Genomic DNA, 23899 nt, shown 5'->3' with positions numbered 1-23899 from the left:
GTTGATTTTTAACAAAACTAAAACCAATTTATTGACTTGGTTTAGAAATATCATCCAATTTAGTATCAAATTCTAACTATATCAAGCAACTAATTTTTGTCTAGTTTAAGAATTTTATGATTTCATTATGTTTTTCAAAGAAGAGTTTCTTGAAATCAAATACAGGAATGGCATACGTTCCAACCTATATTTTTCCTAGATTTGAGAGAGGACATTATAATTTATGAAAAAAACTATACTATTCAGCGCATTAATAGGGCTGCTTTTTGCCTGTAATTCAAAGGAAGAAGCAGACAAATTGTTCTACAATGGGAAGATTTATACCGTAGAAGAAGATCAGCCTATGGTAGAAGCAGTAGCCATCAAGGATGGTGTGATCATCGCAATAGGACCTTTAAGCGAGGTAGAAAAGTCCATCGGTGTAAAAACAGAGAAAATAGATTTAGCGGGAAAAACAATGACTCCAGGTCTTATTGAATCTCATGCCCACCTGATGGGTATAGGTTACAACAAATTGGAGATTGACTTGATGTATGTTAAGACTTATGATGAACTGGTAGAAAAAGTAGCTGAAGCGGCCAAAAATGTGGAGCCAGGGGAATGGATTACAGGAAGAGGTTGGCATCAAGATAAGTGGATAGAAATGCCAGACAGAACTGTAGCAGGGTTTCAAACACATGAAGCATTGAGTAAAGTCACTCCTGATAATCCTGTATACTTGGCACATGCCTCAGGCCATGCTTCATTTGTCAATCAAAAGGCTATGGAGATGGCCGGTATCACTACTCTAGGCAATGAGAAACCTGTTCGTGTCATAGAAGGTGGCGAGATCATACTCGATGAAGTGGGGAATCCCACAGGTGTATTGGTAGAGCGAGCTTCTGGTTTGGTGAGTAGCTTAGTTCCAAAAGATACTCCAGAGCGTGCAGAAAAAGCACTAGAATTGGCATTGGAAGAATTGGCATCAAAAGGTATCACTTCTTTCCATGATGCAGGAAGTGGTCAAGAAGTAATCGATCTATTAGAAAAGTTCAAGCGTGAAGGAAGGTTGACCGCAAGGATGTATGTGATGCTATCAAGTAGATTGCCAGATTTGCTCGAAGAGTGGTATCAAAGAGGACCAATGATAGATTCAGACCACATGGTCACAGTAAGATCGATCAAATTGAACATGGATGGAGCATTGGGGCCATGGGGAGCCTGGCTATTGGAGGATTATGAAGATAAGCCTGGGCATAAGGGGCATGAGACCATGCCGATCAATCTAGTAAGTCAAGTTGCTGAAAAAGGATTAGAGCTTGGATTTCAAGTAAATGCGCATGCCATTGGAGACCGTACAAACAGAGAAGTCTTGGATAGGTTTGAGGCAGCTTTTGCAAAGTTTCCAGAGGAGAAAAATCACCGTTTCCGTATCGAGCATGCACAACATCTTCATCCAGACGATATCAGTAGGTTTGGTGACCTAAGTGTAATTGCAGCTATACAGGCGATTCATTTGAGCTCCGATAGGCCATGGGCCATAGGAAGACTTGGAGCCAAAAGGATCAAAGATGGAGCTTATGTATGGCAAAAACTCCTAGGGTCAGGAGCAGTGCTATCTAATGGTACTGATGCACCAGTAGAGCCTTTGGATCCCATTCCATCTTTTTACGCATCCGTGAGTAGAAAAACACTCAAAATGACTCCTGAAGGAGGCTATGAGCCAGATCAGAAGTTGACCAGAGAGCAAGCTTTGAAATCTTACACTCTAGCAGGGGCTTTTGCGGAATTTGAAGAGGATTTTAAAGGATCAATTAAAGTTGGTAAAGCTGCTGATTTTACGGTTTTCGATCAAAATATTATGGAGATTCCTGAAAATGAGCTACTCAATGTGAAGGTGGTAATGACTGTAGTAGGAGGTAATATGGTGTATCAGAGAGAGTAATGGATGGAAGTTAGAAGCTAGAGGCGAGATTGACACAAGTGTCATGTGTTCAGGAACCAAACACATTCCTTCTAAAGTCTCTCCTCTTTTATCTTACATATTCAAAACTTAGTGTTTTCGTGATCCTTTTGGCAACCAGGCAGGTTTAGGACTGCAAAATGAGGAAGTTGGGAAAAATAAGAAAAGTGAGTGATTTGAAATTGGTATGTAATCTGAATCTTGTTACTATGTGCATGGTTCAAGCTTGCTAATTCAGAATTTTGGTTATTCATCTAAATGAATTTTTGTAATTGATTGAAAATATTGTTTTAAATTTCCTCATATGAATAGATTCAAATCTTTATTTGAGCAGTCGGAAAAAGTGTGGATTTCTTATCCTCTCACACTTTTGTGTGCACTGCTGGCTACTACTGCGGCAATTTTTGCCTTCGAACTGCAAGAGTTTAGGAGAGGGAGTAACATTATCCAAGGTTATCCTTTTTTAGCTTCAATTCCATTTGTTAAGTTATATTTGATTTTTGCATTGGGTATTTCTTTATTTTTTGTTCTGGAAGTTATCAAGCAAATCAAAAGCAGGATGTGGTTGCCTTTTGTTGGCCTGTTGCTGATGGCAGTTTATTATTTGATTTTCCCAAATGATGTAAAGAACTGGTCAAGTGTGGAGGTGACAAGTTTTTTGGTGATATTTCTACTTCACCATTTGGCAGTTTCATTTTTGCCTTTTCTTCTACAAAAAAGAGATGATATTTCTTTTTGGAGTTATAATAAGACACTTTTTGGCAATTTGGCTCAAACAATATTGTTCGTTGGTGTACTGACTGGTGGACTTTTGCTTGCAATAGCAGCTATTGAGAACCTGTTTAATATCAAAAATTACTTAGACAGGTATTACCTATACGTAGGCATTGTTTCGAGTGTATTAGGATCTGCTTTTGTCTTCCTTTTGTTTTGCAAAGATGGCTTTGCAAGCATGATTCAGGATTCTAAAGTACCTCCAGTCCAGCGTTTTTTTGTTCAGTATATTCTGATACCTCTTATCTTTATCTACGGGTTGATTTTGTATGCCTACATGGCAAAGATAGTATTGCTTTGGTCACTTCCTCAAGGCTGGGTGAGCTATATGGTAATTGCATATGCCGTGTTGGGCTTTGTAGCTATTTTACTTATATATCCCTTGTTTGGAGAGACTAGCAAGCCTTGGGTTCGAATCTTTGACAGGACATTTTTCTACACGATGATACCAGTTTTGGTGTTGTTATTTGTTGCTATATTGTTCAGGATTTTTGAATATGGAATCACACCGAATAGGTATTTTGTCTTTATATTGGCCTTGTGGATTGCAGGAGTGAGTCTGTATTTTATTTTCTTCAAAAACTCCAAAATTTTCACTATTCCAGTTACTTTATTTGTGTTGGGCTTGTTCAGTATTTCACTTCCATATTTCAATGCCTACAGCGTCTCCAAAAGAAATCAAAAGCAGCAGTTTATGATGCTTTTAGATGAATTTGGACTATATAAAAATGGTTTTATAGAAGTGGATCAACCCATCAAGCGTACAGATTTGAGGCGCTTAGGAGACATTGCAACATTCTTGGCTAAGCACCAAGAGATGGACTTTGTCAAGAACCTGTTAGAATCTCCTGACTCTCTTGCTTTCAAAGATCCACAGTATTTTTATGATTGGAATTTCACCAAGCATTTTACGAATATTGACGAAGACAACTATAGTAGTGATTCTTATGAGTTTTTGATCACTAAGGTAGATGTTGAGCAGAACGCTTTTCATGATGTCAGAGGTGTAGACTTTTATCTTGCGTCAGATATGCTTTATGCAGGAAATAGAGTAAAACTCAATGATATAATTCTTACCGTAGATCAGAACCTTTGGGATAAGAATGATAAGAAAAAGATGATTCTTAAGCTTGAGAGTGAAAACCAGGAGCAAATAGCTAATTATGATTTGATACCATTTCTTAAAGGAAAATTTAAGCTAAGAAATGAAGCTAATCATGAAATCAGAAAACCAACATCAGAACTACGAGCTACATTTGAGCTGGGAGAATATGGGTTTACATTGGAATTTGAAGAAATCCGATTTACAAAGTATTACCAAGATCGTGAAAAGGAGGGGGAATGGAGTTTTGAGAATGTATCCATATTTTTGAGATACAAAATATTGGTAAGGGAGAATGCTAACTAAAATGAAACTATGAGAAAGATGATATTTATTTTGACTTTTATAGCATCTATCTTATTTATAGTTACATATCCAGGTATTTTGAATTATTTTGGAGATCAAAAGTGGTACAAAAAATATAAATATCTTCATGAGATTGAGCAAATAGAAGGTTATAAAATCATTCGAATGACAGACAAAAGATTGGAGGAGTTTTTAGAATCTTACTTTTATTCACAAGAAGAAAATGATACATTTTTAAATGATACAGGTGTATATCGAAGTGACTTGAGAAGTGAAGTATTGTATCATGCGACCAAGGGTACTTTTTGGATCAAAATACTTGATGAAGTAGATGATATGGAATATCCAGTAGATCAAACTAGTGAGGATGCCTATACCTCAATGAAGAAAACTGTCTATGAATGGATTGAATTTGATTACTCGGGGAGCATTGTCAGCAAGGATAGCATAAATTTTAATCTTCAAGAAAGTGATTTTCAAATTATCAAGCCTCCGTATCCATTTTTTGACATCAGAGATTTATCTCCTGATTTATATTTGAAACATTTTGCCAAAGAGAAATTTATTTGGAGTTGGTTCCTTCCAAATTTTAACCCAACAGGATATGGACCACCAAAGTGGAAAGGAAAGGCTTACCTCACTATTGAGTTAGAAAAGGGGGCTTTGACTTACAAAAAAAATGCAAATGACTATGGAGATAATAATTTTAAGTTTGAAATTAGTTACTATAAAATTCCTCGAGAATTAACAGGAGGTAAAGAGGTTGTACTCGTTTATCAAGGGGAAGGATTTGCTAGAAATAATAAAGAGAGTCAGGGGTTTTATGTAATAGTAGAAAAATAATAATGTTATATGTATATCCGTTTTTATTCAAGAAGAAGTATTTCATTCAAATAATAGGTTACTTCGAAATTAGTATCAACTAGCTAACTTGTCCACCTAGGAGGATCTAGCCCACTATATCGGACAGGTATCAATTTATATCTGGATCTTGAAAACCCCAAATATGGTTTGGTTCCTGGTATCTTTGCGGATATACATTTAATTTTACCTTGGTAAGTCTAGAACAAAATCAAATAGATAATGATCCCTACTCCAGAGCACAACGAAAGAATGGCAAAAATGACCTTTGCATCGGTCTATCCACACTATGTCACTAAGGTGGAGAAAAAAGACAGAACGAAAGAAGAGCTTCATGAGGTAATCACTTGGCTGACTGGGTTTGACGATAAGAAGATTCAGGCTCTGATAGATGAGAAGGTAACTTTTGAGGAGTTTTTTGAGCAAGCCAAGCTTCACCCGAATGTAGAAATGATCACTGGTACCATCTGTGGCTACAAAATCCAAGAGATCGATAACCCCCTCACCAAGCAAGTCCGCTTTCTCGACAAACTAGTCGATGAGCTGGCCAAAGGGAAGAAGATGGAGAAGATATTGAGGAGATGAAATGGATGTGATATTTTTTGATTAACATAGATGTTGGGATACTTTTTAAGAAATTGATAGACATGGAAATATTGTAGAAATAAAATTTAACTATAGACTAATGTTCATGGGTTGGAGTAGGGGTGATTTTTTTAAAGTTTAAATGAGGGTTGTTCTGCTTAAGGTGTTTTTTGCAGAAAATGAGTGAGTATCTTAATAAGCTATTTTATGTTTTATATATTTACATAATTAGTTCATTTAGCATACCTTTTCAGATTTATGGCTCTATTGTTATGAAAGGAAACGATTTACTTGCCAGTATTCTTATTTCGATTACTATCTTGGGTTGTTCGAAGAATCTTGAAAACCCTTATTTTGACAAATACGTGATTTTTGATGACAAAGGGATTGAGCAGATAGATTTGGTTTCGACCAAAAGATTGCTTCCAGAATTGATAAATCCGTTTAATATAGCAGGAAAGGAAGGGAAGTATCTTATCGTCATTGAAAGTAGTAAAATACCAGAGGAAAATAGGTTTATGCACTTATATGACCCAGCTACTTTGGAGCATATTAGCGAAAAAGGAGTAATGGGGTTTGGTCCAAATGAAATACCCTATGTGTCAAATATAGATACTGGGTTTGAAGAGAATTTTTTCTGGGCCTATAGCTCTGTAGATAAGAAAATCTCAAAGTTTAGCTATGAAGATAAATCTCCTTATGCTGTTTCACAATACAAGCAACCAGAGAGTTTCTTCAAAATGATACGGATGCTACATGCTTCTGATTCTACATATTTAGGCAGGTCCGTAGATGAGCCTAATAGACTAGTAGAATATCATGCCAATGGGGAGAGAATAGCTGGGTATGGTAATTGGGAACCTGTAGACTCGTCAGAACCTCTTGATAATTATTTATTTGGTTCGTTGAATTCAGGTTGGTTTATAGGAGACGAATCGAAAAGGTATTATGTATTTGCTTGCAATCACAGGGATAGATTAGAGATATTTGATTACCATACCAAGAAGTATGTAGTCATAGATGGCCCTGATTTAGCAATTCCACCATATGAATTAGTGGGCTCGGAAAATAATCTTCAATTGATGTATGATATCAATACTAATCCATACCGATACCGAGATGTGAGTATTACAAAGAACTACGTATATGCGCTTTATGGAGGATTTAGTGAGAAAGATTATAGAAACACAGGTGATCTAGCCAAAACAATATTTGTATTTGACTTTAACGGGAAACCGATTACTATTCTAAACTTAGATTGTTCACTGTATGCTATTTCTGTTGATGAAACTGTGGGTAAAATATTCGGTATTACAACAGATGCAGATCCAAATGTGGTAGAATTCGAAATCCCTAATTTGTTGAAAAAGTGATGAAGGGTATAAGTTGAAAGATAATTTCTTAAGACATGTTTAAAACCCCAATCGACAGAATCATTTTGTCGATTGGGGGTTTTTTGGTGGTTTACTGACTGATTTTCTCTAGGTACTTTGACCTTAGAATTTTCTTTTCATCCTCACCGATGCCGAGTTCTTGGGATAGCAAGTTGTCCATCGTTCCATATTTCTGGACAGCTTTGTCCCAAGCACTTTCCAAGTAGCTAGGTTTTACTCCCATGAGCATATCAAGCCTATCTTGTGGAATGCCATAAGCATTTGGCTTTGATTTGTCCAGTTTAGCTACAGCATCATTTGATCTCATAAAATCCACCATGATGGTATCCCAGTCAGCTCCCAAAGCATGAAGCAAAAGAGAGGAAGCCAAACCCGTTCTGTCTTTTCCAGCCGAGCAATGGAACAACAAAGGGTTTTCAGTTTCCAACAATTCATCAAATAGGGGCTTGAAGTCTGAAGCGTTTTCGATAAAGCCTACGTTGATGTCTATCATCAGTTGCTCTACGGCCTTTTCATCAAAGTCAGGACTCATCAGGACTTGAGTGAATTTTCCCAACATTGCTGGATTAAGGTTGCCTATTGGGGCATTGATCCACGTGATGTCAAGTTCTTCAGGTAAATAGTCTGGTTCTTTGTCGATTTCAAAAGAAGACCTAAAATCTACGATTGTTTTGATACCTGTGGCTTTGAAAGTTTGAGCGTCAGAATTTTCTAGTTCAGAAAAACTTCCTGACCTGTAGATAATACCTTCTTTTATTTTTTCATTTTCATTGACAGCGATACCTCCTAGCTCTCTGAAATTGGGACTTTTTTCGATACCAGCATGCTTTTGACCAAAGGCGGTAATTGATAGTAGTGATGTGATGATTATTAAAATATATTGTTTCATGATATCTTGGAAGTTTTAGAATATGATAAGTCTGATTCCTGCTTGGCCATTGACCGAGAACCACTCGCTAGAGGTGATTCTGTTTTTATTGTCACCCATATATTGAACAAATGGCTCATTGGTGATATTCCTGACTTCGGCAAAGGCTTTGACTTTTTCTGATATAGAGTAGGCTCCAGAGAAGTCTACGGTGAAATTTTTGCCAACAAAGATGTAGTAATCAGGTCCTAGGTCTTTATTGATTGTCTCCAGTGCTGGCCCTCTGTAGTTTCCTGCTAGCCTAAGCATAAGACCATTTCTTTCGTAGAAAAGGGATACATTGAACAAGTTTCCTGATTGATTTGGTAGTGAAGTGATATCTCTACCGATAACCTGACCTTGCTCGTCATTTCTAGGTACTTCCAGTTCGGAGTGTATTCTGGTATAGTTCAGTTCAGTTCCAAAGCCACTCAATATCCCAGGCAAGCCAGAAAACCTTTTGGTAATCCCTACTTCAAATCCTACCAAAAATGAATTTTCTAAATTATTGGGTTGGGTGATGAGGTAGTTTGTTCCGTTGATGGTCTCTTGAGAAAGGTCCGAGAAGATGAAGTTTGAGATGTTTTTGTAGAAAACGCCACCAGTGATCAAACCGATATCACTTAGGAAATATTCTCCCATGATGTCAAAATTATGAGAGAATGTAGGTAGTAAACCAGTGTTTCCTCGACTGATTCTTGGTACGCCACCTGTAATGTCTACATTTTCGGAAGGATTTAAGTCGCGGAAGTTAGCCCTTGCGAAGGTTTTGGTATAAGCCAATCTCAGATTACTTTGTTCAGTTGGTTTGTAGGTAAGGTGTATCATGGGAAGAAATGCATTGTAGGCATGATTTCTCGTGATAGGTTCTACTTCTCCAGTAGCTGCATCATACTGTGAGCTGTTCATGGAGATGTCTGTATATTCATTTCGTATACCACCAGTGAATTTAAGTTTTTTACTGAATTCATATACTCCCATGATGTAGGCAGCGTAAACATTTTCTGTACCATTGAACTTTGTGGTTCCATTAGATGCTGGAGAAAAGTCTCTGATCCCGTTTTCTTCAAAAAAAGCTGGTGAAAACATGTCAAAAATCTGAGCTTGAGTAAGGGGATTAAGGGCGAGGTGATCAAACTGATTGTTGACTTCACTGAAATAAGTCCCTATGCTTGGGAAATCCTGTGTCTGGAATTCATTCAAAAACCTGAACGGGGGAGCACCAGGTATGCCTACAGCTACTCCAGGTAAAAATGCCAATGGAGTCAGCTCTCCTACATTTTCTTTTAGCCTAACCTTGACACCAGTTTTTAGAGTGAATTTTGAAGTGGCGTTGTGTGTAAAATTAATTTGACCTACTTTGTCATTGTCTCTTTGGTCTGTTTGGTAAATGATCATCTGCTGAAGGCGTAGCCTACTTGGGTCTAGAAAATCATTTGAATTGGTCAGTTTAGGATCAAAGTTATAAGGGTCAATTCCATTTCCGTCAGGGGAGTCAAATTGATTGTACACTAGTCCATCGACAGACCTCACGCCAAAATTACCTTGAAGGCTTTGACGGAACTGAACGATAGGAAGTCCTTTTTGATTAGCAGGCATGTATGGAGGAGTCTCCAGCCTGTAATACATCTCGTAATCAGAAAAACTCCAATCAAGCCTTGATCTACTGCCCAGTTTATGTACACCGCCTAACTCTATTCCATTAAGGTTTGTTTTGTAATCAGACTCTCTGTTACTGTATCTGTATCGGTTTTCGTTGAACTCATAGTAAGATTCATATACAGGTCTGACATCGTCAAACTGATCGTTTACATACCTTACAATAAGCTTTTGAGCAGGATTGAATTCGTATTCCAATGCGGCATTTATTGCAGTGGTTCTTCTGTAACCAAAGTAGCGTTTGGCGTTGAGCGTATTGATGGAGTATCTTTCAGCAGGATTAGTCCTGTTGACATTGTATTCCATGGCTATTTCGTCTGCTGCAAAGTTTCTGTTCCAAATCGCACCGGCGACGATTACTCCAAGTTTATTGTTCAAAAATCTATTCCCATAAACTATGGAGGCATTGTAAGAGGAATTTTCTGAGCGTTGATTATAACCACCAGCAAGACTTGCATTGAGCATTTGCTCGTCAGGTGCGGATCTGGTGATAAAGTTGATCGATCCACCTATGGCATCTCCTTCCATATCAGGGGTGATAGCCTTCGAAAGCTGCACATATTGGATCATTTCTGCAGGAATGGCATCAAGCAGTGCATTTCTATTGCCAAACACATTGGCACTTGGTAGCCTGGTACCATTGTATAGTGTAGAAGACCATGCGTAAGGCGTTCCCCTTACACTGACTTGATTGGCTTCTCCATGGTATCTATTCACGCTTGCTGCAGGAAGTCTTTGAACTGCTTCGGCGGCATTTCTATCCGGGAGCTTGCCTATCGCATCTGCAGCGATGACATCCATGATTCCCAGAGAATTCCTTTTGATAGACATGGCCTTAAGTTGTGATGGAGCCATGGTTCCTTGAACCACATATTCCATAAGGCTTCCTGATTCTTCTTGCATGGTAATGGTACCGATACTGTTCAAGCCTGACTTTAAGTCTAACTCCAATTCTACAGTTTCGAAACCTAAGTAGCTAAAGCGCAAAGTAATGTTTCCTTGAGGCAGATTTGAGATTTGGAATTTCCCATCCAAATCAGTAGGAGCTCCTTGAGTAGAACCAAGGACAAGCACATTGACTCCAGGTAGGAAACCAGTCCCATCTGACAATCTTCCCACTACTGAAGCATTGTTTTGTGAAAAGGCTTCTCCGATGATGCACATTGCAAAGAGTAAGTAAAGTAATCGTTTTTTCATGGTGATGAATTTTTTTGTGCAACGCTATCCAATGTCCTTTTCCTTTTCGTCTTTTTAAATTTAGACGTACATGTTCAGGGTAGAATGGAATGTAACTCACTGAAAAACAATTGTATAATGTGTTTTATGAAATGATTATCAATACGTTAAGCGTCATTAACACTTATAAGCTGACTTGTTTTCTATAGTCGGTAGGATTGGATCCAGTGACTTCTTTGAAGTATTTGTAAAAAGTAGACTTTGATTTAAAGCCACTTTCATAGCCTACCACGGTGAGGTTTTCTTCTTCACCACGTGCTATGAGTTCTTTGGATAATTCGATCCTTGCATTGTTTACCAAATGATAAAAATTCGTGTTCAAATGGAGGTTGAGGGTTTGCGTGATTTGAACTTTGGGTACATCAATGTACTTAGATAGGTCTTCCAAATTAAAATCAGCATTGAGATACGGTTTTTCTTCTTGTAAGTAACTGTTGATTTTGGTCGCAATGTCCTCCATCAATTTGGTATCGATTTTAGAGTTTTTATATTTCTCAATAGGTGCATTCACTTTTTTCTCCACTTTGAATTCAGCTTCTTGACCAGTACTTAGAAACAGTCTGGTGCGTAAGTGAATTACTCCAAAAAACATGATAATCAAGATTCCGTAGTAGACGACTCTCAGGTTGAACCTCCAGTCAAAAAAAGCTAAAAAGTTACCAACTATAATCAGTAGCGAAATTACCAATAGGCAACTCATAATTAATTGAATGATATGCTTCTTCGTTTGATTGACAATTGTGGGTTTTTGCTCCTTGAGCATAGAGTATGTCAGGTAGCTGTACCCTATAAGTGAGCTAAGAATAAATACTGAAATAATGGTATGATAAATATCTAATAAATGAGAAATTTCTGTTTCAAACAATAAAGAAATGTAGGCAAGTATATTTAATCCTAAGCATACCAGAAATGGGGTACAATGAAGTAATACCTTGAAGCTAATCACCTTTTTTCTCAAAACTTGTGAGGTATAGAAAAATAGCAATGGGCCATATAGCAATGAAAATGAGCCATTTAGTTTTTCAAAAATATTCGAATCATGAAAGTAGAAATGCAAAAGTATTTTATACAGTAGGTGAACCGTAAATACTCCAAAGAAAAGGCTCAGAAAAAGATCTTCTCCCCGGAATTTTTTATTCAGGTAAATAAGCAATCCAGTTGTCAGCGCCTGTAGGGTGACTATAAATAAAAGCGTCTCCATCTCCAATCAAATGTAACATAGAGAGATTAATTGAATGTTATTGAGATATTATGTTATACCACTTCTCCAAATTCCAACCTATATTCCCTCCTTCTAAATATCATTTCTATGAGTCCTTTGTGTAACCTTTGTATCCTTTGCGGTTAGATTCAAAATCAAAACCTTAAGAAATTCTGCCAAAATGGCATTTTTTACCCTTTGGAACAACCCTTGATAAAGCTGTATTGTCAAATTTGTTTCTAACAATTTAAAAATTCAATATAGCTATGCAGGAAAAAGGAACCATCTCAATCCATACCGAGAATATTTTCCCGATTATTAAGAAGTTCTTATACTCTGACAATGAAATTTTTCTCCGTGAGTTAGTCTCCAATGCCGTGGATGCCACCCAGAAAATCAAAAGATTGGCTACATTAGGTCAATACACTGGTGAGCTTGGTGACACTACCGTAGAAGTGTCTTTTGATAAAGACAAAAAGACCATCACCATCTCCGATCGTGGCCTTGGAATGACAGCTGAAGAGATCAAGAAGTATATCAATCAGATTGCTTTCTCTGGTGCAACCGAATTCGTTGAGAAGTTCAAAGACGCCAAGGATGCCAATGAGATCATCGGTAAGTTTGGTCTTGGGTTCTACTCAGCTTTTATGGTAGCCCATACTGTGGAAATCAATTCCCTTTCTTACCAAGAAGGAGCCGAACCAGCCAAGTGGACTTGTGATGGTAGTACCACTTTTGAGATTGCTGAAGGTAGCAGAACAGAAAGAGGTACAGACATCGTCCTTCATATCAACGAAGAATCTGAGGAGTTCTTAGACAAGTGGAAGCTTCAAGGCATTTTGGATAAGTATTGTAAGTTCCTTCCTGTTACGATCAAGTTTGGAACAAAAACAGAAAGCGTAGAAGATGGGGAAGATGAAGAGGGCAAGAAAAAGTGGAAGTCGGTAGAAGTAGACAACATTATCAATACCACCTCTCCGATCTGGACCAAGTCTCCAAGTGATCTTAAAGATGAGGATTACCTTTCCTTCTACAAGGAACTCTACCCAATGAGTGAAGACCCGCTTTTCTGGATTCACCTGAATGTAGACTATCCATTCAACTTGACAGGTGTGCTATATTTCCCGAAAGTGAAAAATGACTTCGATTTTCAGAAGAATAAAATCAAGCTTTTCAGCAGGCAGGTATTTATCACGGATGAAGTGAAGGATATTGTGCCTGAGTTCTTAATGCTCTTGCATGGGGTGATTGATTCTCCAGATATTCCTCTGAACGTATCTAGAAGCTTCCTGCAAGCGGATGGTAATGTGAAGAAAATCAACAACTATATCACCAAAAAAGTAGCTGATAAATTAGCTGAACTCTACAAAAAGGACAGAAAAGTCTATGAGGAGAAATGGAATGATATAGGGCTGTTTGTAAAGTACGGAATGATCTCTGAGGAGAAATTTGCTGAAAAAGGTAAAGATTTCGTTTTGTTGAAAAATACCAAGGGAGAGTTCTATACCTTGCCAGAATACAAAGAAAAAGTACAAGCCATCCAAAAGGATAAAAACGATCAGACCATCTACCTATACGCTACGGATGTCAATAAGCAAGATGCTTTCATTCAGTCAGCAAACAAGAAGGATTATGATGTTTTGGTGATGGATTCACCTATCGATAGTCACTTTATCCAGCACTTGGAAGGTAAAGAGGAGAAAACACAACTGAAGCGTGTGGATGCTGATGTGGTAGAAAAGCTGATCCAAAAGGATGATGCATTTGCCAATCTTCTATCTGAGGAGCAGTCCACCAAAGTGAAGGAAATCTTTGAAAAAGCGATCGACAATAAATCTTACAGCGTAGAAATCGAAGGTTTAAACCCTGAAGAGCTTCCTGTGACTGTAACAATGGATGAGTTTATGCGCAGAATGAAAGACATGGCAGCCACTGGTGGAGGAATGGGCTTCTACGGTTCACTACCTGACAGTTACAAAGTAGCTATCAATGGTAATCATGGAGTGATTGACAAAATCCTCAAAGCTGAAAACCAAGAAGAGCAGACCAAGTTGGCAAAGCAGGCTTTTGACCTGGCATTACTAGCTCAAGGCTTGCTAACTGGTAAGGACTTGACGGCATTTGTGCAACGTTCTGTAGGGATGATTTAAATAAACATTAAACCCTTGGGGTCTTTTTTAGACTCCGAAGGATTTTTAATTTGAACTCAAAAGCCCCGAGAATCCCTTAAATGGATATTTTCGGGGTTTATTATTATAGTATGAAAAAAGGACAAGCTAATAAAAATTGGGTGGGTAATGCTTCAATAAATATAATTATTTTTTGAAATTCTTGAGAAATAATTATATTTTTAGTGAAATTATAGCTTTTGTAGCTACCCACCTAAATTATAGTAAGATTTAAATTGTTCAAAATTTTATATTATGGTAAATAAATATTCAATAGCTCTCTTAATTTTTGTTTTACTTCTTGGTTCATGTGAGGAACCTCAAAATCCTGATACTATAATTTCATCTGAAGTAAAAGTAGTTTTAAAATCAGATAAGCTTTTTTTTTCTACATACCCACAGTCTTCAAACAGTGTTAAATTTTGGTTTCCTAGGCTAGACGATTATAGTGCACAGCCTTTAACACAGTTGATCATGCTTAATCAAGATAGTGACACCCTAGCAATAACACCTGTGGATACCGCCCCTTTCCAGAAGACGTCTTCAATTACTGAATTAGAGTATGATTTTAAGGAGGGAGAATTTTATCAATTATTTGTAGATTTAAAAGTTAATGAAGATAGTGTTTTTAGATTTCAGCTACCTGATTACCAGCATATCATAAAAACGCAGATGGCGGTTAAGCCTTTAGCTAAATTTGATCGTTTGGGTGAATTTGACTTAAGTCCAGATAGGGAATATTTGTTTATGAATGATTTTGCCAATAATGAGATTAGCACTTATAGACTTGAAGTAAATTCTGGTCAACTTCTCAAAATTGATGATAAATTAGGTTTAAGATTAAGGGCTGTAGATGGTAATAGGGTCATATATCAAAATTCAGGGGTATACATAAATGACTTATTTTTATATGATATTGAAAATTCATCATCCATTCCATTTGGACAAATGAGTAGTACAGGTAGCGTGTCAAGAGTCAATGATGGACACTTGGTATATTCCAATCCGATAGAAGAGGGAAACAGAACTCTTACCGTTGTTAATTTGGAAAATGATGAAAGAAGGATTATACCAGATTTCGATTTTGGTAATACTTATAGAGAGGATATTATAGGGCAAAAAATATTTGGGAATTCGATTTTTGATATAGAAACAGGAACATTGAGCGAGGAGCTTTCTCCTTTTCAAGGAACTGCTTTGTTGCAATATATTCCAAGTGAGGATTTAGTTTTCTATATTCAAGGATTAGGATCTGAAGCTTTACAACAAGGCTTCTCCTCAAAATTCGTTGTGAGTAAAAAGGACCAAGAACCCAGCTTTGAATCTCTTTCAGAAAAAGGTGTGACTTACTATTTACCTTCAGAAACTACATTGAAAGACAACAAGTTTTTGTTATACCTATTTTATATGCCAAATCAAGATGAACACAGAATCAGTGGGTTTTACCAGGTGGATTTGTCAAATGGATCCATCGAGTTGGTTCATTCACAGGACCGATTAAATTTTTCCCCAAATGGCTTGGTTCAACTTGAAGATAATTTGTGGTTAACATTGTTTTCTGGAGAAGTAGAGTTGATTCAGTTTAACTGATTGAAGGTTTTATTTTAAAGTTCAAGCATTGTAGTAGATAGCCTCTATAATTCTTGTTTTTATCATGTTCTAGTATTCAAAAGCTAGAGCATGATTTTACCTGGAAAAGGACAATATACCTAGATCGACCAAATTAAATTACCCCATATTTGTTTCCTCCTTTCAAGTTTCAAAACTTTTTATCACACGAACTAATTATCTTTGATACTATCAAAAAATGAAACCACCTTACGAGATTAATGCTACAATGTTAAAATTAATTACCTCCATCTCGGAAAAGATAGGTGCTGTGAATGCCAAAAATCTGGTGAGGGAAACCCTAAACTTCAAAACAGAATTGAATCAGAACTATTCATTCCTCTCTAAGCATAGAGGGAAACACTTTGTCAGAAGATCAGGTTTCGGCGATCATTGAAGATAATAGAGTGTCAGGTCCAGAAAAAGACATCATAGAAGTTTTGAATGCACTGGAAGTCTATAAGAATTTAAATCGATGGAAACCTGCATATGTATAGAGGATGTTTTCTTGGTATTCACTCATAAATAAGATTAACCGCTGAGGACGCTAAGTTTTCGCAAAGGACGCAAAGGAGATTCTGTGCTTTGAAGTAATCATTTCCCCTTGGCGTCCTTCGCGTAACCTTCTAATTTTTTGTGGTCAACATTGAGTTTACAAAATTGTACTAATAATTCAAATCTCTTCATTTGAATAGCCACAACCTATTCAAACCTGAATTTTCGATTGATACACTTTTATTTTTTTTTCATCGTGATCACGACGACACCATTTGCTGCCTTGGAACCGTATAGGTTGATGGCAGTGGCATCTTTATAAACTGAGACGGATTCTATTTCATTTGGATCATACTGATCAAGGTCTTTTACAAAAGTCTCCTTACCATTTTCGACTATAACAAATAATGGTTTGTTTTCTGTTGAAAGTGTGGATTTTCCAGTCAATTTAATACTGGTGCCTGACTTGTTAAACATATTGTTATTTATCGTGCCCTGTTCTGAGCCAAATAGATTAAAGGTTGAAACTGAAACTGACTTATTGAGATCAGCAAGTGACTTTGTTTGGTTATCATTGAGCTCACTTCTTATTGCCAGCAAGTTGCTGAACTGCTTTTTCTTCAGTTGAGTCTCTAAGTTCAGGATTTTGTCCATCTGTTTTGAAGCAGCAGCTGTATTGATCTTTGGTTCTTGAAGCATTTTTTTGAGCTTTTCATTCTCTGCATCTAGGTCCCATTTTAGTGTACTGAATTCCCCCGCATTCTTGCCATGGATTGCTTTAATTTTATCTGCTTGTTGATCAGTAAGGGATATTTTGTCCCTGTTTTTCATGATAAGGTCAGCAGAAAATAGCGTGCCTTGAAACAAATCTTGCCCTTGTGCAATTCCAGCAAGAAGCAGAAAGTATATGGTGATCAAATTTTTCATGTTGTTGTTAGTTTAGTTCTAATAATGAAGCTGTAGGAGATTCCCAAATATCCATGGAAGAGGTGGTCTCTATGATCAGCTGTTGTTTTTGGTTTTCATCTTCTATCAGTGAAATGATGATTACATCTTTTGCCAATGTTTCATCCTTTTTGTCACTCGTACCTATCCAGATGGCAGCGACAAGTGCTGCTGCTATGCCGGCGGGTATCCATCGCCATATTTTGTAAGATTTAGCTTTGAAAGCAGGCAAGGTTGGAGTAGAGATACCTTGGTCTTTTGATTTCAATTCGGAAAAGAACAACTCCAACTCCCTTTCCTCTTTATCTAGCATTTTCATGTTTCTTTTCAATTAGCATTTTCAAACTTTTCTTTGCTCTCTCATAGTGCGTTCTCGCAGTGCCCAGACTTACTTCCATGATTTCAGCAGCTTTTTCTATGGTCATCTGATGATAGAAGACCAACAGCAGGACTTCTTTTTGTCGACTAGGGAGAAGATTCAGCATATCTTCTTGACTTTCTACTGGCCTATCAGGTTCTATATCTTCTATCTCGACACCCTCCAAGGAATGAGTTGGTTTTTCATTGCGCAGCCATTCCATAGCTGTATACCTAACTATAGCAAAAAGCCAAGTTTTTGGACTGGATTGGTGACCAAATTTTGCTTTTCCTTCCAATACCTTGAGATAGGCATGTTGGAGAATATCTTCAGCAAGTGAGGTATCAAAACCACAGCATTGCCTAGACCAGAGAAATGCTTCTCTGTGATGCGCTTTGATCAAAACTTCCAATTCCTTTGATGTCATAACTACATGTTGGTGAATAAATTTACTCATTATATGACAAGCATTTCAAAAGAATTTTGATAAGCTGTTCCAAAAGCCAATTTCTTCGCCTACTTCTCAAGAAGTTTATTTATTTTTGCGCCTATGGCAAAAAACGAACAAGGAGCAGAAAATGCTCAACTGAAAGATATTATTTCCCATGCCAAAGAGTATGGATTTGTGTACCCTTCATCTGAGATTTATGATGGACTGCAGGCAGTGTATGACTATGGTGCCTATGGTGTGGAATTGAAAAACAACCTAAAGAGACTCTGGTGGGAGACGATGACTCGTCTCAATGAGAATATCGTTGGGATAGATGCAGCGATTTTTATGCACCCTACTACTTGGAAAGCCTCTGGTCACGTGGATAGTTTCAATGATCCAATGATCGATAACAAAGATTCTAAGAAAAGGTATAGAGCGGATGTATTGATAGAAGATAAAGCGGCTTCATATGAAAATGCTGGTGATAAGGATCGTGCTCAAAACTTGCTCCAAGCCATGGGGAGACTGCTTGAAGCCGAAGATTTGGCAGGCGTGAGGGATTTGATCATTCAAGAGGATATCAAGTGTCCGATATCTGGTACAAGTAATTGGACAGATGTAAGACAGTTCAACCTGATGTTTTCTACACAAGTAGGATCTGTAGCTGAAGATGCTTCTACGATCTATTTGAGACCAGAGACAGCACAAGGTATTTTTGTGAATTTCCTTAATGTACAGAAAACGGCACGTATGAAAGTGCCTTTCGGAATTGCCCAGATTGGTAAAGCCTTCAGAAATGAAATCGTGGCACGTCAGTTTATCTTCAGAATGCGGGAGTTTGAGCAAATGGAAATGCAATTCTTTGTACGTCCTGGATCTGAACTTGATTGGTACAAAGCTTGGGCCGATACAAGGATGAATTGGCACTTGGCACTTGGAGTGCCGCAAGATAAGCTAAGAAGACACGATCACGAGAAGTTGGCGCATTATGCCAATGCTGCAATGGATATTGAATATCAATTTCCATTTGGCTTCAAAGAAGTGGAGGGGATTCACTCAAGAACAGACTTTGACTTGAAGAGTCATCAGGAGTTTTCTAAAAAGAAGCAACAATACTTTGATCCTGAAATCAATCAGAATTATATTCCATATGTCATTGAGACTTCTATTGGAGCAGATAGATTATTTTTGATGACGCTTTGCAATGCATTTGTGGATGAAGAAGTGGAGGGTAAAAAACGTACCTACTTGAAATTCCACCCTGCAATCGCTCCAGTGAAAGCAGCGATTTTACCATTGACCAAAAAGGATGGGCTTCCTGAAAAAGGAAAGGAAATCTTTGAAGCATTGAAGTATGATTTCAATATCATCTATGAAGATGCAGCGTCGATCGGGAAGAGATATACCAGACAAGACTTGATAGGTACGCCATATTGTATCGCTGTGGATCATCAGACACTAGAAGACAATACAGTTACGATCAGGCATAGAGATACTACAGAGCAAGAGCGAGTGCCAATTTCCGAATTGCATGGCAAACTTGCAGAGGCATGTAGCTTCAGAAGGATATTTGAGCGTGTTGGCTAAAAAGGGCGTGCTGAAAAATGCTTAGAGAATAATTTCTATAAATTTTGTCGTAAATCCTTTAGAACATCATTAAATCAGGGAGTAAGCTATTGAGCTTGCTCCTTTTTTGTTGAATCTTGTTTGCAGAAATTGAAAATACTTTTACAATTTTCATGGATATAGCCGTAAATTAGTTGCTCAATCAAAACCCGAAATTGATGAAAAAGACATTACTTGCCGAGCTGTTTTTCTTCCTTATAATCACTAGTCTCTCGGCCCAAGAAGCGATCTTTCGAGCAGAGCAATTAACCTCACCAGAAATAGAAGGGGATGTAGTTACCTTCAGATTTTATGCTCCAAAGGCGCAAAAAGTTGAGATTACAGGAGATTTTTTGCCTACTGAAAAAATAGATTCACCAATGGGGACAATAGATAGCCCTGGTAAAGCTGCACTTACTATAAATGAAAATGGTGTCTGGGAATTCAAAATAGATAAATTACAACCAGAACTTTATAGCTATTCTTTCCATGTAGATGGCTTGCCGGCTACAGATCCTAACAATCCATTTTTGATTCGAGATGTGGCTTCTGTTACCAATATATTTATCATTGAAGGTGCTCATGCTGACTTGTATCGGGTACAAAAGGTTCCTCATGGAACTGTAGCCAAAAGATGGTATCCTTCAGACGGATTGCAAATGGAAAGAAGACTGACTGTATATACTCCACCAGGGTATGAGTCTTCTGCAGAGAAATATCCTGTATTGTACCTTTTGCACGGTGCGGGAGGTGATGAAGAAGCATGGATCTCTTTAGGAAGAACAGCTCAAATCTTGGATAACCTTATCAATCAAGGTAAAGCAAAACCCATGATTGTGGTCATGCCAAACGGTAATGTGATTCAAGATGCGGCACCTGGTGAAGGTACGCTGGGATTCTATAAGCCACAATTCATGATACCAAAGACCATGGATGGTACCTATGAGGAAAATTTTATGGAAATTGTAAATTTCATAGATAAAAACTATAGAACTGTGCCGCAAAAGTCTCATCGTGCCATAGCTGGTCTATCGATGGGAGGATTTCACACGATGCATGTATCTAGGTTTTTTCCTGACACTTTCGATTTCATTGGTCTATATTCTGCGGCCATTATGCCGCGAGAGGATGCCTCGGGCAAAGTATATAAAGATATCGAAGGAACCCTAAAAGTTCAACGCGATAATGGATACAAGCTATATTGGATCGCGATAGGCAAAACAGACTTTTTATATGATGCCAATCAGGAATTTAAAAAATTGCTTGATGAAATTGATATGCCATACACCTATGTAGAAAGTGAAGGAGGGCATATTTGGAGAAATTGGAGGGTATACCTAAGCCAGTTTGCACCACAGTTGTTTGAGTGAAAAATAATTGACTTTCAAATGTAAACTCATCGCTTGGAAGCTGTTAGGTTAATTTGATTATGCATTGAAGTTCGTAGGAAGAGCTTTGATGCATTTTTTTGGCATCAATATACCTGCATCAGGTCTTTCAAGTTCTTTATTCCCTTTTTCTCAGCAAGTTTCAATAGCTTCATAAGGAGTTGTGCAGTGAGAAAAGCATCTCCAGCTGCTGTATGTCTATCATCAAGCGGTATGCCATACCGCTCACAGAGTGTGTCCAAGGCATATTCTCCTTTTCTCATGAGCCTGCGATCAAAGTGTGGTCCTTGCTCTAGTCGTATAGCCAGTGCTTGGGTATCAAGGATAGGGTTTAGAACTTGTTTCAAGCCAAAGCTTTTCAAGATCTTTTCCAACATTCCCAAATCAAAGCCTATATGGTGACCTACGATAATATCTCTACCAATATACTTTAAAAAATCTGCGGCAAAGTCTTTGATGGGAGAAATCTCAATGGGGTAGAGGATTTCATGTATTTTCAGTGAAGCCTCATTTTGCAATGGAGCATCCAAATAGACTTCCCAGGACTGTTCTAAATTTAGTCTGTAGCCTTTCATTTTGACAGCACCGAAGGAGACAATGTAGTCTTTCTTGATGTCTAAGCCCGTGGTCTCAGTGTCTAAAATCGTGAAATTCAACTGATCTAAAGGTGTAAATTCTGACTGTTTTTTGATTAAAAATTGCTCATATTGCACCACAAAGTCAGATTTGCTGGTTTTTTTTCTAAATATAAAGTCTAAGAATCCCATATTACCTGTTGAAATATTCCATTTGAAACCTGACGCTCATGATTCGCTGCAGCTCGTCTATTGGAGCAAAAGCATTTTTGAGTAATTGCCTTTGCAGTTTACCAAGTGCATCAGGCTGAATGTACCTTCCTGACGAGCCAGACTTGAGGCCTTCAATGGCACGCATACGCATGAGAATTTCATAGGCCTTCCCTGCTTCTAACATCAGCTCTTTGTATTGAGGTTCTAAGGTTGCTATTTTTTCAAATCGACGAAAAGTATTGTTGATTCCCACTACCCTGTGGCTGAGGACAAGCAATCTTCCTAGGTCAGCCAGTGGCATCATTGCCCTAAGCTTAATGTCAAACTTGTCTCGGTGTTCACCACTTTTTTCTACTATAAAATTTTTAAAGAAACCAAGTGGTGCAGGGTTAAGCAGTGCATTTTTTGCTAAAAAATTAAGAAAAACAGACTTTCCTGCTATTTCTTGGTAAATATGATCTGTCATGGCATCCGACAGCGCCTTGTGCCCATACACTGGTCGATAGTCAAAAAATATAGTGGCGTGCATCAATGCTTTCTGATCTGGTACCAAAATCCAATCCGAAAAATACTGCTTCCATTGACTCAAGGGTTGGCACCATTTGGGATTGTTGGCCATCATATCGCCTGGACAGGGTTCAAATCCACAATGGAGAAGGATATCTATCACTTCGTTGCCTATTAGAAGCATGTATGCTTGAACAGCTTCTGCTTGATCAGCGGGGACATCTTCATAGACAATTGCATTGTCCAAGTCAGTCCTAAGTAGCTGCTCTTCTCGGCCTTCACTTCCTAAAGAAAGAAAGCAAAATTTAACTTTTGAAGCTTCTGGATGAGCTTCATCATATTTCTTTTTGGCGATTTGGACAGCCCTTTGGATGATGATGTCGTTGATCTCTGAAATGATATTGGCGATGAACTCCATCCCAACTTCATTTTCTAAGTAATACTTCAGTAGTCTCTCGGCCCTATTCCTCACTTGAGCCATTTCGCTGACTTCCCAAGTATTCATCAGTGCATTGATCAAGACAGCTGGGCTATTGCCTTGCGAAAGTAGGATGTCATGGTCTGATAAGATGCCCGTAACAGGACTCTGATCACTGCCATCTTCTGTGAATATCAAGTGATGAAGCCTGTTCTTAATCATGGTAAGATATAGTGGGGCAAATCCTGCATCTTTTCTTCTCGTGATCACAGGTGTAGTCATTACTGACTCGACCAGTACATCATATCCTAGCCCAGCTGCAACTACCCTATTTCTTATATCTTTGTCTGTTATAATTCCCACTGGAAACTGTTTCGAGTCTGTGATCACTACAGAGCCCACGCCTTTTTCAGACATTGCGATAGTCGCTTCTCTTATACTTGTACCCTGTTGGACACAAAGGACATCCTCCGAAAACTTCATATCGGATTGACCAGTAAATATCATCAGTCCATTGTCCTGAGACATTTCTTTGAATTCACTTCGGGCTTTTTGTACTTGAGACAAATCACGCCTTACCACTACTTGCCCTGATGCAAAGCCAGCGGCGAAGTATAGACTTACGCGGCTATTCTCTTGCAGTATCTTATCAAAAGTACGCACAGGGATAGCATAAACAAGGCTATCCTCTTTTGCCAAAGCTTGTAGTATATAGGGACGTTTGCCTAGTAGGGCCAATACACCAAATACATCACCTTCATCACACACTTCCACAATGATGTCTTTCCCGTATTCATGATCTATTAAGTGAACGGAACCTTCTCTTAGTACAAAGAAATATTCTTGTGCTGCATCACCTTTTTGGAAGAGACTTTCACCTGCCGCAAAGTACCGCACTTCCACCACCTGTGCTATTGTAAGTAGGTTGGTACTATCCAGAAAATGAAATGGAGGAAAGCGATTCAAGAATTCCTTTACTCTATTGAAGATTACGTTGGACATGTTTCATTTGATTACTAGAGAATACAAAATTAAGATCTTAAGGTTGGAACTTGGTACATAATGGAAATATGGTAGAGATAAGATGGAAATAAAGTGGAAATAGGCCTTCGGCGAAACGTTGTATTGAGATTTTAACAAATTGAAACATGTTTATTCTGATACTTTTATTTCAACGTTTAGGTGTACTATAATTTATCGCCGAAGGCATATGTCAATC

18 protein-coding genes are annotated in these 23899 nt (G+C 38.0%); 10 read left to right on the top strand and 8 right to left on the bottom strand.

Annotated features, from left to right (window positions below; genetic code table 11):
• Window positions 1-223: 223 nt before the first annotated feature.
• From MM239_RS00505 to MM239_RS00485, 5 genes are all read left to right on the top strand, one after another.
• Window positions 224-1924, top strand: a complete 1701-nt coding sequence (locus MM239_RS00505; RefSeq protein ID WP_241345801.1) for an amidohydrolase — start codon at window positions 224-226, stop codon at window positions 1922-1924.
• Window positions 1925-2246: 322 nt separating this feature from the next.
• Window positions 2247-4124 carry a DUF4153 domain-containing protein gene (locus MM239_RS00500; RefSeq protein ID WP_241345800.1) on the top strand — a complete coding sequence of 626 codons (1878 nt, stop codon included), beginning with the start codon at window positions 2247-2249 and terminating at the stop codon, window positions 4122-4124.
• Window positions 4125-4133: 9 nt separating this feature from the next.
• A complete protein-coding gene (locus tag MM239_RS00495; RefSeq protein WP_241345799.1) occupies window positions 4134-4967 on the top strand; it encodes a hypothetical protein in 834 nt (277 codons plus the stop codon).
• A gap of 240 nt (window positions 4968-5207) precedes the next feature.
• Window positions 5208-5570 (top strand): DUF2200 domain-containing protein, encoded by a 363-nt coding sequence (locus MM239_RS00490; RefSeq protein ID WP_241345798.1) that lies wholly within the window; start codon window positions 5208-5210, stop codon window positions 5568-5570.
• A 272-nt stretch (window positions 5571-5842) separates the two neighbouring features.
• Complete coding sequence (locus tag MM239_RS00485; RefSeq protein ID WP_241345797.1) at window positions 5843-6943, top strand: BF3164 family lipoprotein; 1101 nt, start codon at window positions 5843-5845, stop codon at window positions 6941-6943.
• A gap of 91 nt (window positions 6944-7034) precedes the next feature.
• Here the strand turns inward: MM239_RS00485 and MM239_RS00480 are convergent, their stop codons facing one another.
• The 3 genes from MM239_RS00480 to MM239_RS00470 all read right to left on the bottom strand — a co-directional run bounded on the left by MM239_RS00480 (window position 7035) and on the right by MM239_RS00470 (window position 11967).
• Window positions 7035-7853 carry a tyrosine-protein phosphatase gene (locus MM239_RS00480; RefSeq protein WP_241345796.1) on the bottom strand — a complete coding sequence of 273 codons (819 nt, stop codon included), beginning with the start codon at window positions 7851-7853 and terminating at the stop codon, window positions 7035-7037.
• 15 nt (window positions 7854-7868) lie between these two features.
• Entirely contained in the window at window positions 7869-10727 is a 2859-nt protein-coding gene (locus MM239_RS00475; RefSeq protein WP_241345795.1) for a TonB-dependent receptor, read from the bottom strand.
• A gap of 163 nt (window positions 10728-10890) precedes the next feature.
• Window positions 10891-11967, bottom strand: coding sequence for an AraC family transcriptional regulator (locus tag MM239_RS00470; protein WP_241345794.1), 1077 nt, complete (start codon window positions 11965-11967; stop codon window positions 10891-10893).
• A 266-nt stretch (window positions 11968-12233) separates the two neighbouring features.
• On the opposite strand from MM239_RS00470, the gene htpG reads away from it, so the two are divergent.
• The 3 genes from htpG (at window position 12234) to MM239_RS20935 (ending at window position 16240) form a co-directional block, all read left to right on the top strand.
• Window positions 12234-14117, top strand: a complete 1884-nt coding sequence (gene htpG, locus MM239_RS00465) for a molecular chaperone HtpG (RefSeq protein WP_241345793.1) — start codon at window positions 12234-12236, stop codon at window positions 14115-14117.
• A gap of 492 nt (window positions 14118-14609) precedes the next feature.
• Window positions 14610-15725 (top strand): hypothetical protein, encoded by a 1116-nt coding sequence (locus MM239_RS00460; protein ID WP_241345792.1) that lies wholly within the window; start codon window positions 14610-14612, stop codon window positions 15723-15725.
• 383 nt (window positions 15726-16108) lie between these two features.
• On the top strand, window positions 16109-16240 hold the full coding sequence (locus MM239_RS20935; protein ID WP_262918380.1) for a hypothetical protein: 132 nt from the start codon (window positions 16109-16111) through the stop codon (window positions 16238-16240).
• A 238-nt stretch (window positions 16241-16478) separates the two neighbouring features.
• On the opposite strand, the gene MM239_RS00455 is transcribed toward MM239_RS20935, so the two are convergent.
• Genes MM239_RS00455 through MM239_RS00445 form a run of 3 tightly spaced genes read right to left on the bottom strand, consistent with a single transcriptional unit; the run spans window position 16479 to window position 17998 of the window.
• A complete protein-coding gene (locus MM239_RS00455; protein WP_241345791.1) occupies window positions 16479-17165 on the bottom strand; it encodes a Spy/CpxP family protein refolding chaperone in 687 nt (228 codons plus the stop codon).
• 7 nt (window positions 17166-17172) lie between these two features.
• Window positions 17173-17496 (bottom strand): hypothetical protein, encoded by a 324-nt coding sequence (locus MM239_RS00450; protein WP_241345790.1) that lies wholly within the window; start codon window positions 17494-17496, stop codon window positions 17173-17175.
• Entirely contained in the window at window positions 17486-17998 is a 513-nt protein-coding gene (locus MM239_RS00445) for an RNA polymerase sigma factor (protein ID WP_241345789.1), read from the bottom strand. The genes MM239_RS00450 and MM239_RS00445 overlap by 11 nt, the downstream gene beginning before the upstream one ends.
• Window positions 17999-18091: 93 nt before the next feature.
• Here MM239_RS00445 and MM239_RS00440 point away from each other — a divergent pair, with 93 nt between their 5' ends.
• Window positions 18092-19561 (top strand): glycine--tRNA ligase, encoded by a 1470-nt coding sequence (locus MM239_RS00440; RefSeq protein WP_241345788.1) that lies wholly within the window; start codon window positions 18092-18094, stop codon window positions 19559-19561.
• Between the two features lie 197 nt (window positions 19562-19758).
• The gene (locus MM239_RS00435) at window positions 19759-20949 is read left to right on the top strand and encodes an esterase (protein WP_241345787.1); all 1191 of its coding nucleotides are present in this window, start codon (window positions 19759-19761) and stop codon (window positions 20947-20949) included.
• Between the two features lie 104 nt (window positions 20950-21053).
• On the opposite strand, the gene MM239_RS00430 is transcribed toward MM239_RS00435, so the two are convergent.
• Complete coding sequence (locus MM239_RS00430) at window positions 21054-21734, bottom strand: 3'-5' exonuclease (protein ID WP_241345786.1); 681 nt, start codon at window positions 21732-21734, stop codon at window positions 21054-21056.
• A gap of 1 nt (window position 21735) precedes the next feature.
• A complete protein-coding gene (locus MM239_RS00425; protein ID WP_241345785.1) occupies window positions 21736-23682 on the bottom strand; it encodes a DUF294 nucleotidyltransferase-like domain-containing protein in 1947 nt (648 codons plus the stop codon).
• Window positions 23683-23899 lie beyond the last annotated feature (217 nt).

Source organism: Belliella filtrata (assembly GCF_022549775.1).
Lineage (GTDB): Bacteria > Bacteroidota > Bacteroidia > Cytophagales > Cyclobacteriaceae > Belliella > Belliella filtrata.
The sequence above is the reverse complement of the archived record's forward strand: the minus strand, read 5'-3'. Positions and strand labels throughout refer to the sequence as shown.

Bases quoted from the DNA above. Each gene is read 5' to 3' on its own strand.
- MM239_RS00505 (WP_241345801.1), top strand. From the start codon at position 224: ATGAAAAAAACTATACTATTCAGCGCATTAATAGGGCTGCTTTTTGCC.
- MM239_RS00500 (WP_241345800.1), top strand. From the start codon at position 2,247: ATGAATAGATTCAAATCTTTATTTGAGCAGTCGGAAAAAGTGTGGATT.
- MM239_RS00495 (WP_241345799.1), top strand. From the start codon at position 4,134: ATGAGAAAGATGATATTTATTTTGACTTTTATAGCATCTATCTTATTT.
- MM239_RS00490 (WP_241345798.1), top strand. From the start codon at position 5,208: ATGATCCCTACTCCAGAGCACAACGAAAGAATGGCAAAAATGACCTTT.
- MM239_RS00485 (WP_241345797.1), top strand. From the start codon at position 5,843: ATGAAAGGAAACGATTTACTTGCCAGTATTCTTATTTCGATTACTATC.
- MM239_RS00480 (WP_241345796.1), bottom strand. From the start codon at position 7,853: ATGAAACAATATATTTTAATAATCATCACATCACTACTATCAATTACC.
- MM239_RS00475 (WP_241345795.1), bottom strand. From the start codon at position 10,727: ATGAAAAAACGATTACTTTACTTACTCTTTGCAATGTGCATCATCGGA.
- MM239_RS00470 (WP_241345794.1), bottom strand. From the start codon at position 11,967: ATGGAGACGCTTTTATTTATAGTCACCCTACAGGCGCTGACAACTGGA.
- htpG (WP_241345793.1), top strand. From the start codon at position 12,234: ATGCAGGAAAAAGGAACCATCTCAATCCATACCGAGAATATTTTCCCG.
- MM239_RS00460 (WP_241345792.1), top strand. From the start codon at position 14,610: ATGCTTAATCAAGATAGTGACACCCTAGCAATAACACCTGTGGATACC.
- MM239_RS00455 (WP_241345791.1), bottom strand. From the start codon at position 17,165: ATGAAAAATTTGATCACCATATACTTTCTGCTTCTTGCTGGAATTGCA.
- MM239_RS00450 (WP_241345790.1), bottom strand. From the start codon at position 17,496: ATGCTAGATAAAGAGGAAAGGGAGTTGGAGTTGTTCTTTTCCGAATTG.
- MM239_RS00445 (WP_241345789.1), bottom strand. From the start codon at position 17,998: ATGAGTAAATTTATTCACCAACATGTAGTTATGACATCAAAGGAATTG.
- MM239_RS00440 (WP_241345788.1), top strand. From the start codon at position 18,092: ATGGCAAAAAACGAACAAGGAGCAGAAAATGCTCAACTGAAAGATATT.
- MM239_RS00435 (WP_241345787.1), top strand. From the start codon at position 19,759: ATGAAAAAGACATTACTTGCCGAGCTGTTTTTCTTCCTTATAATCACT.
- MM239_RS00430 (WP_241345786.1), bottom strand. From the start codon at position 21,734: ATGGGATTCTTAGACTTTATATTTAGAAAAAAAACCAGCAAATCTGAC.
- MM239_RS00425 (WP_241345785.1), bottom strand. From the start codon at position 23,682: ATGTCCAACGTAATCTTCAATAGAGTAAAGGAATTCTTGAATCGCTTT.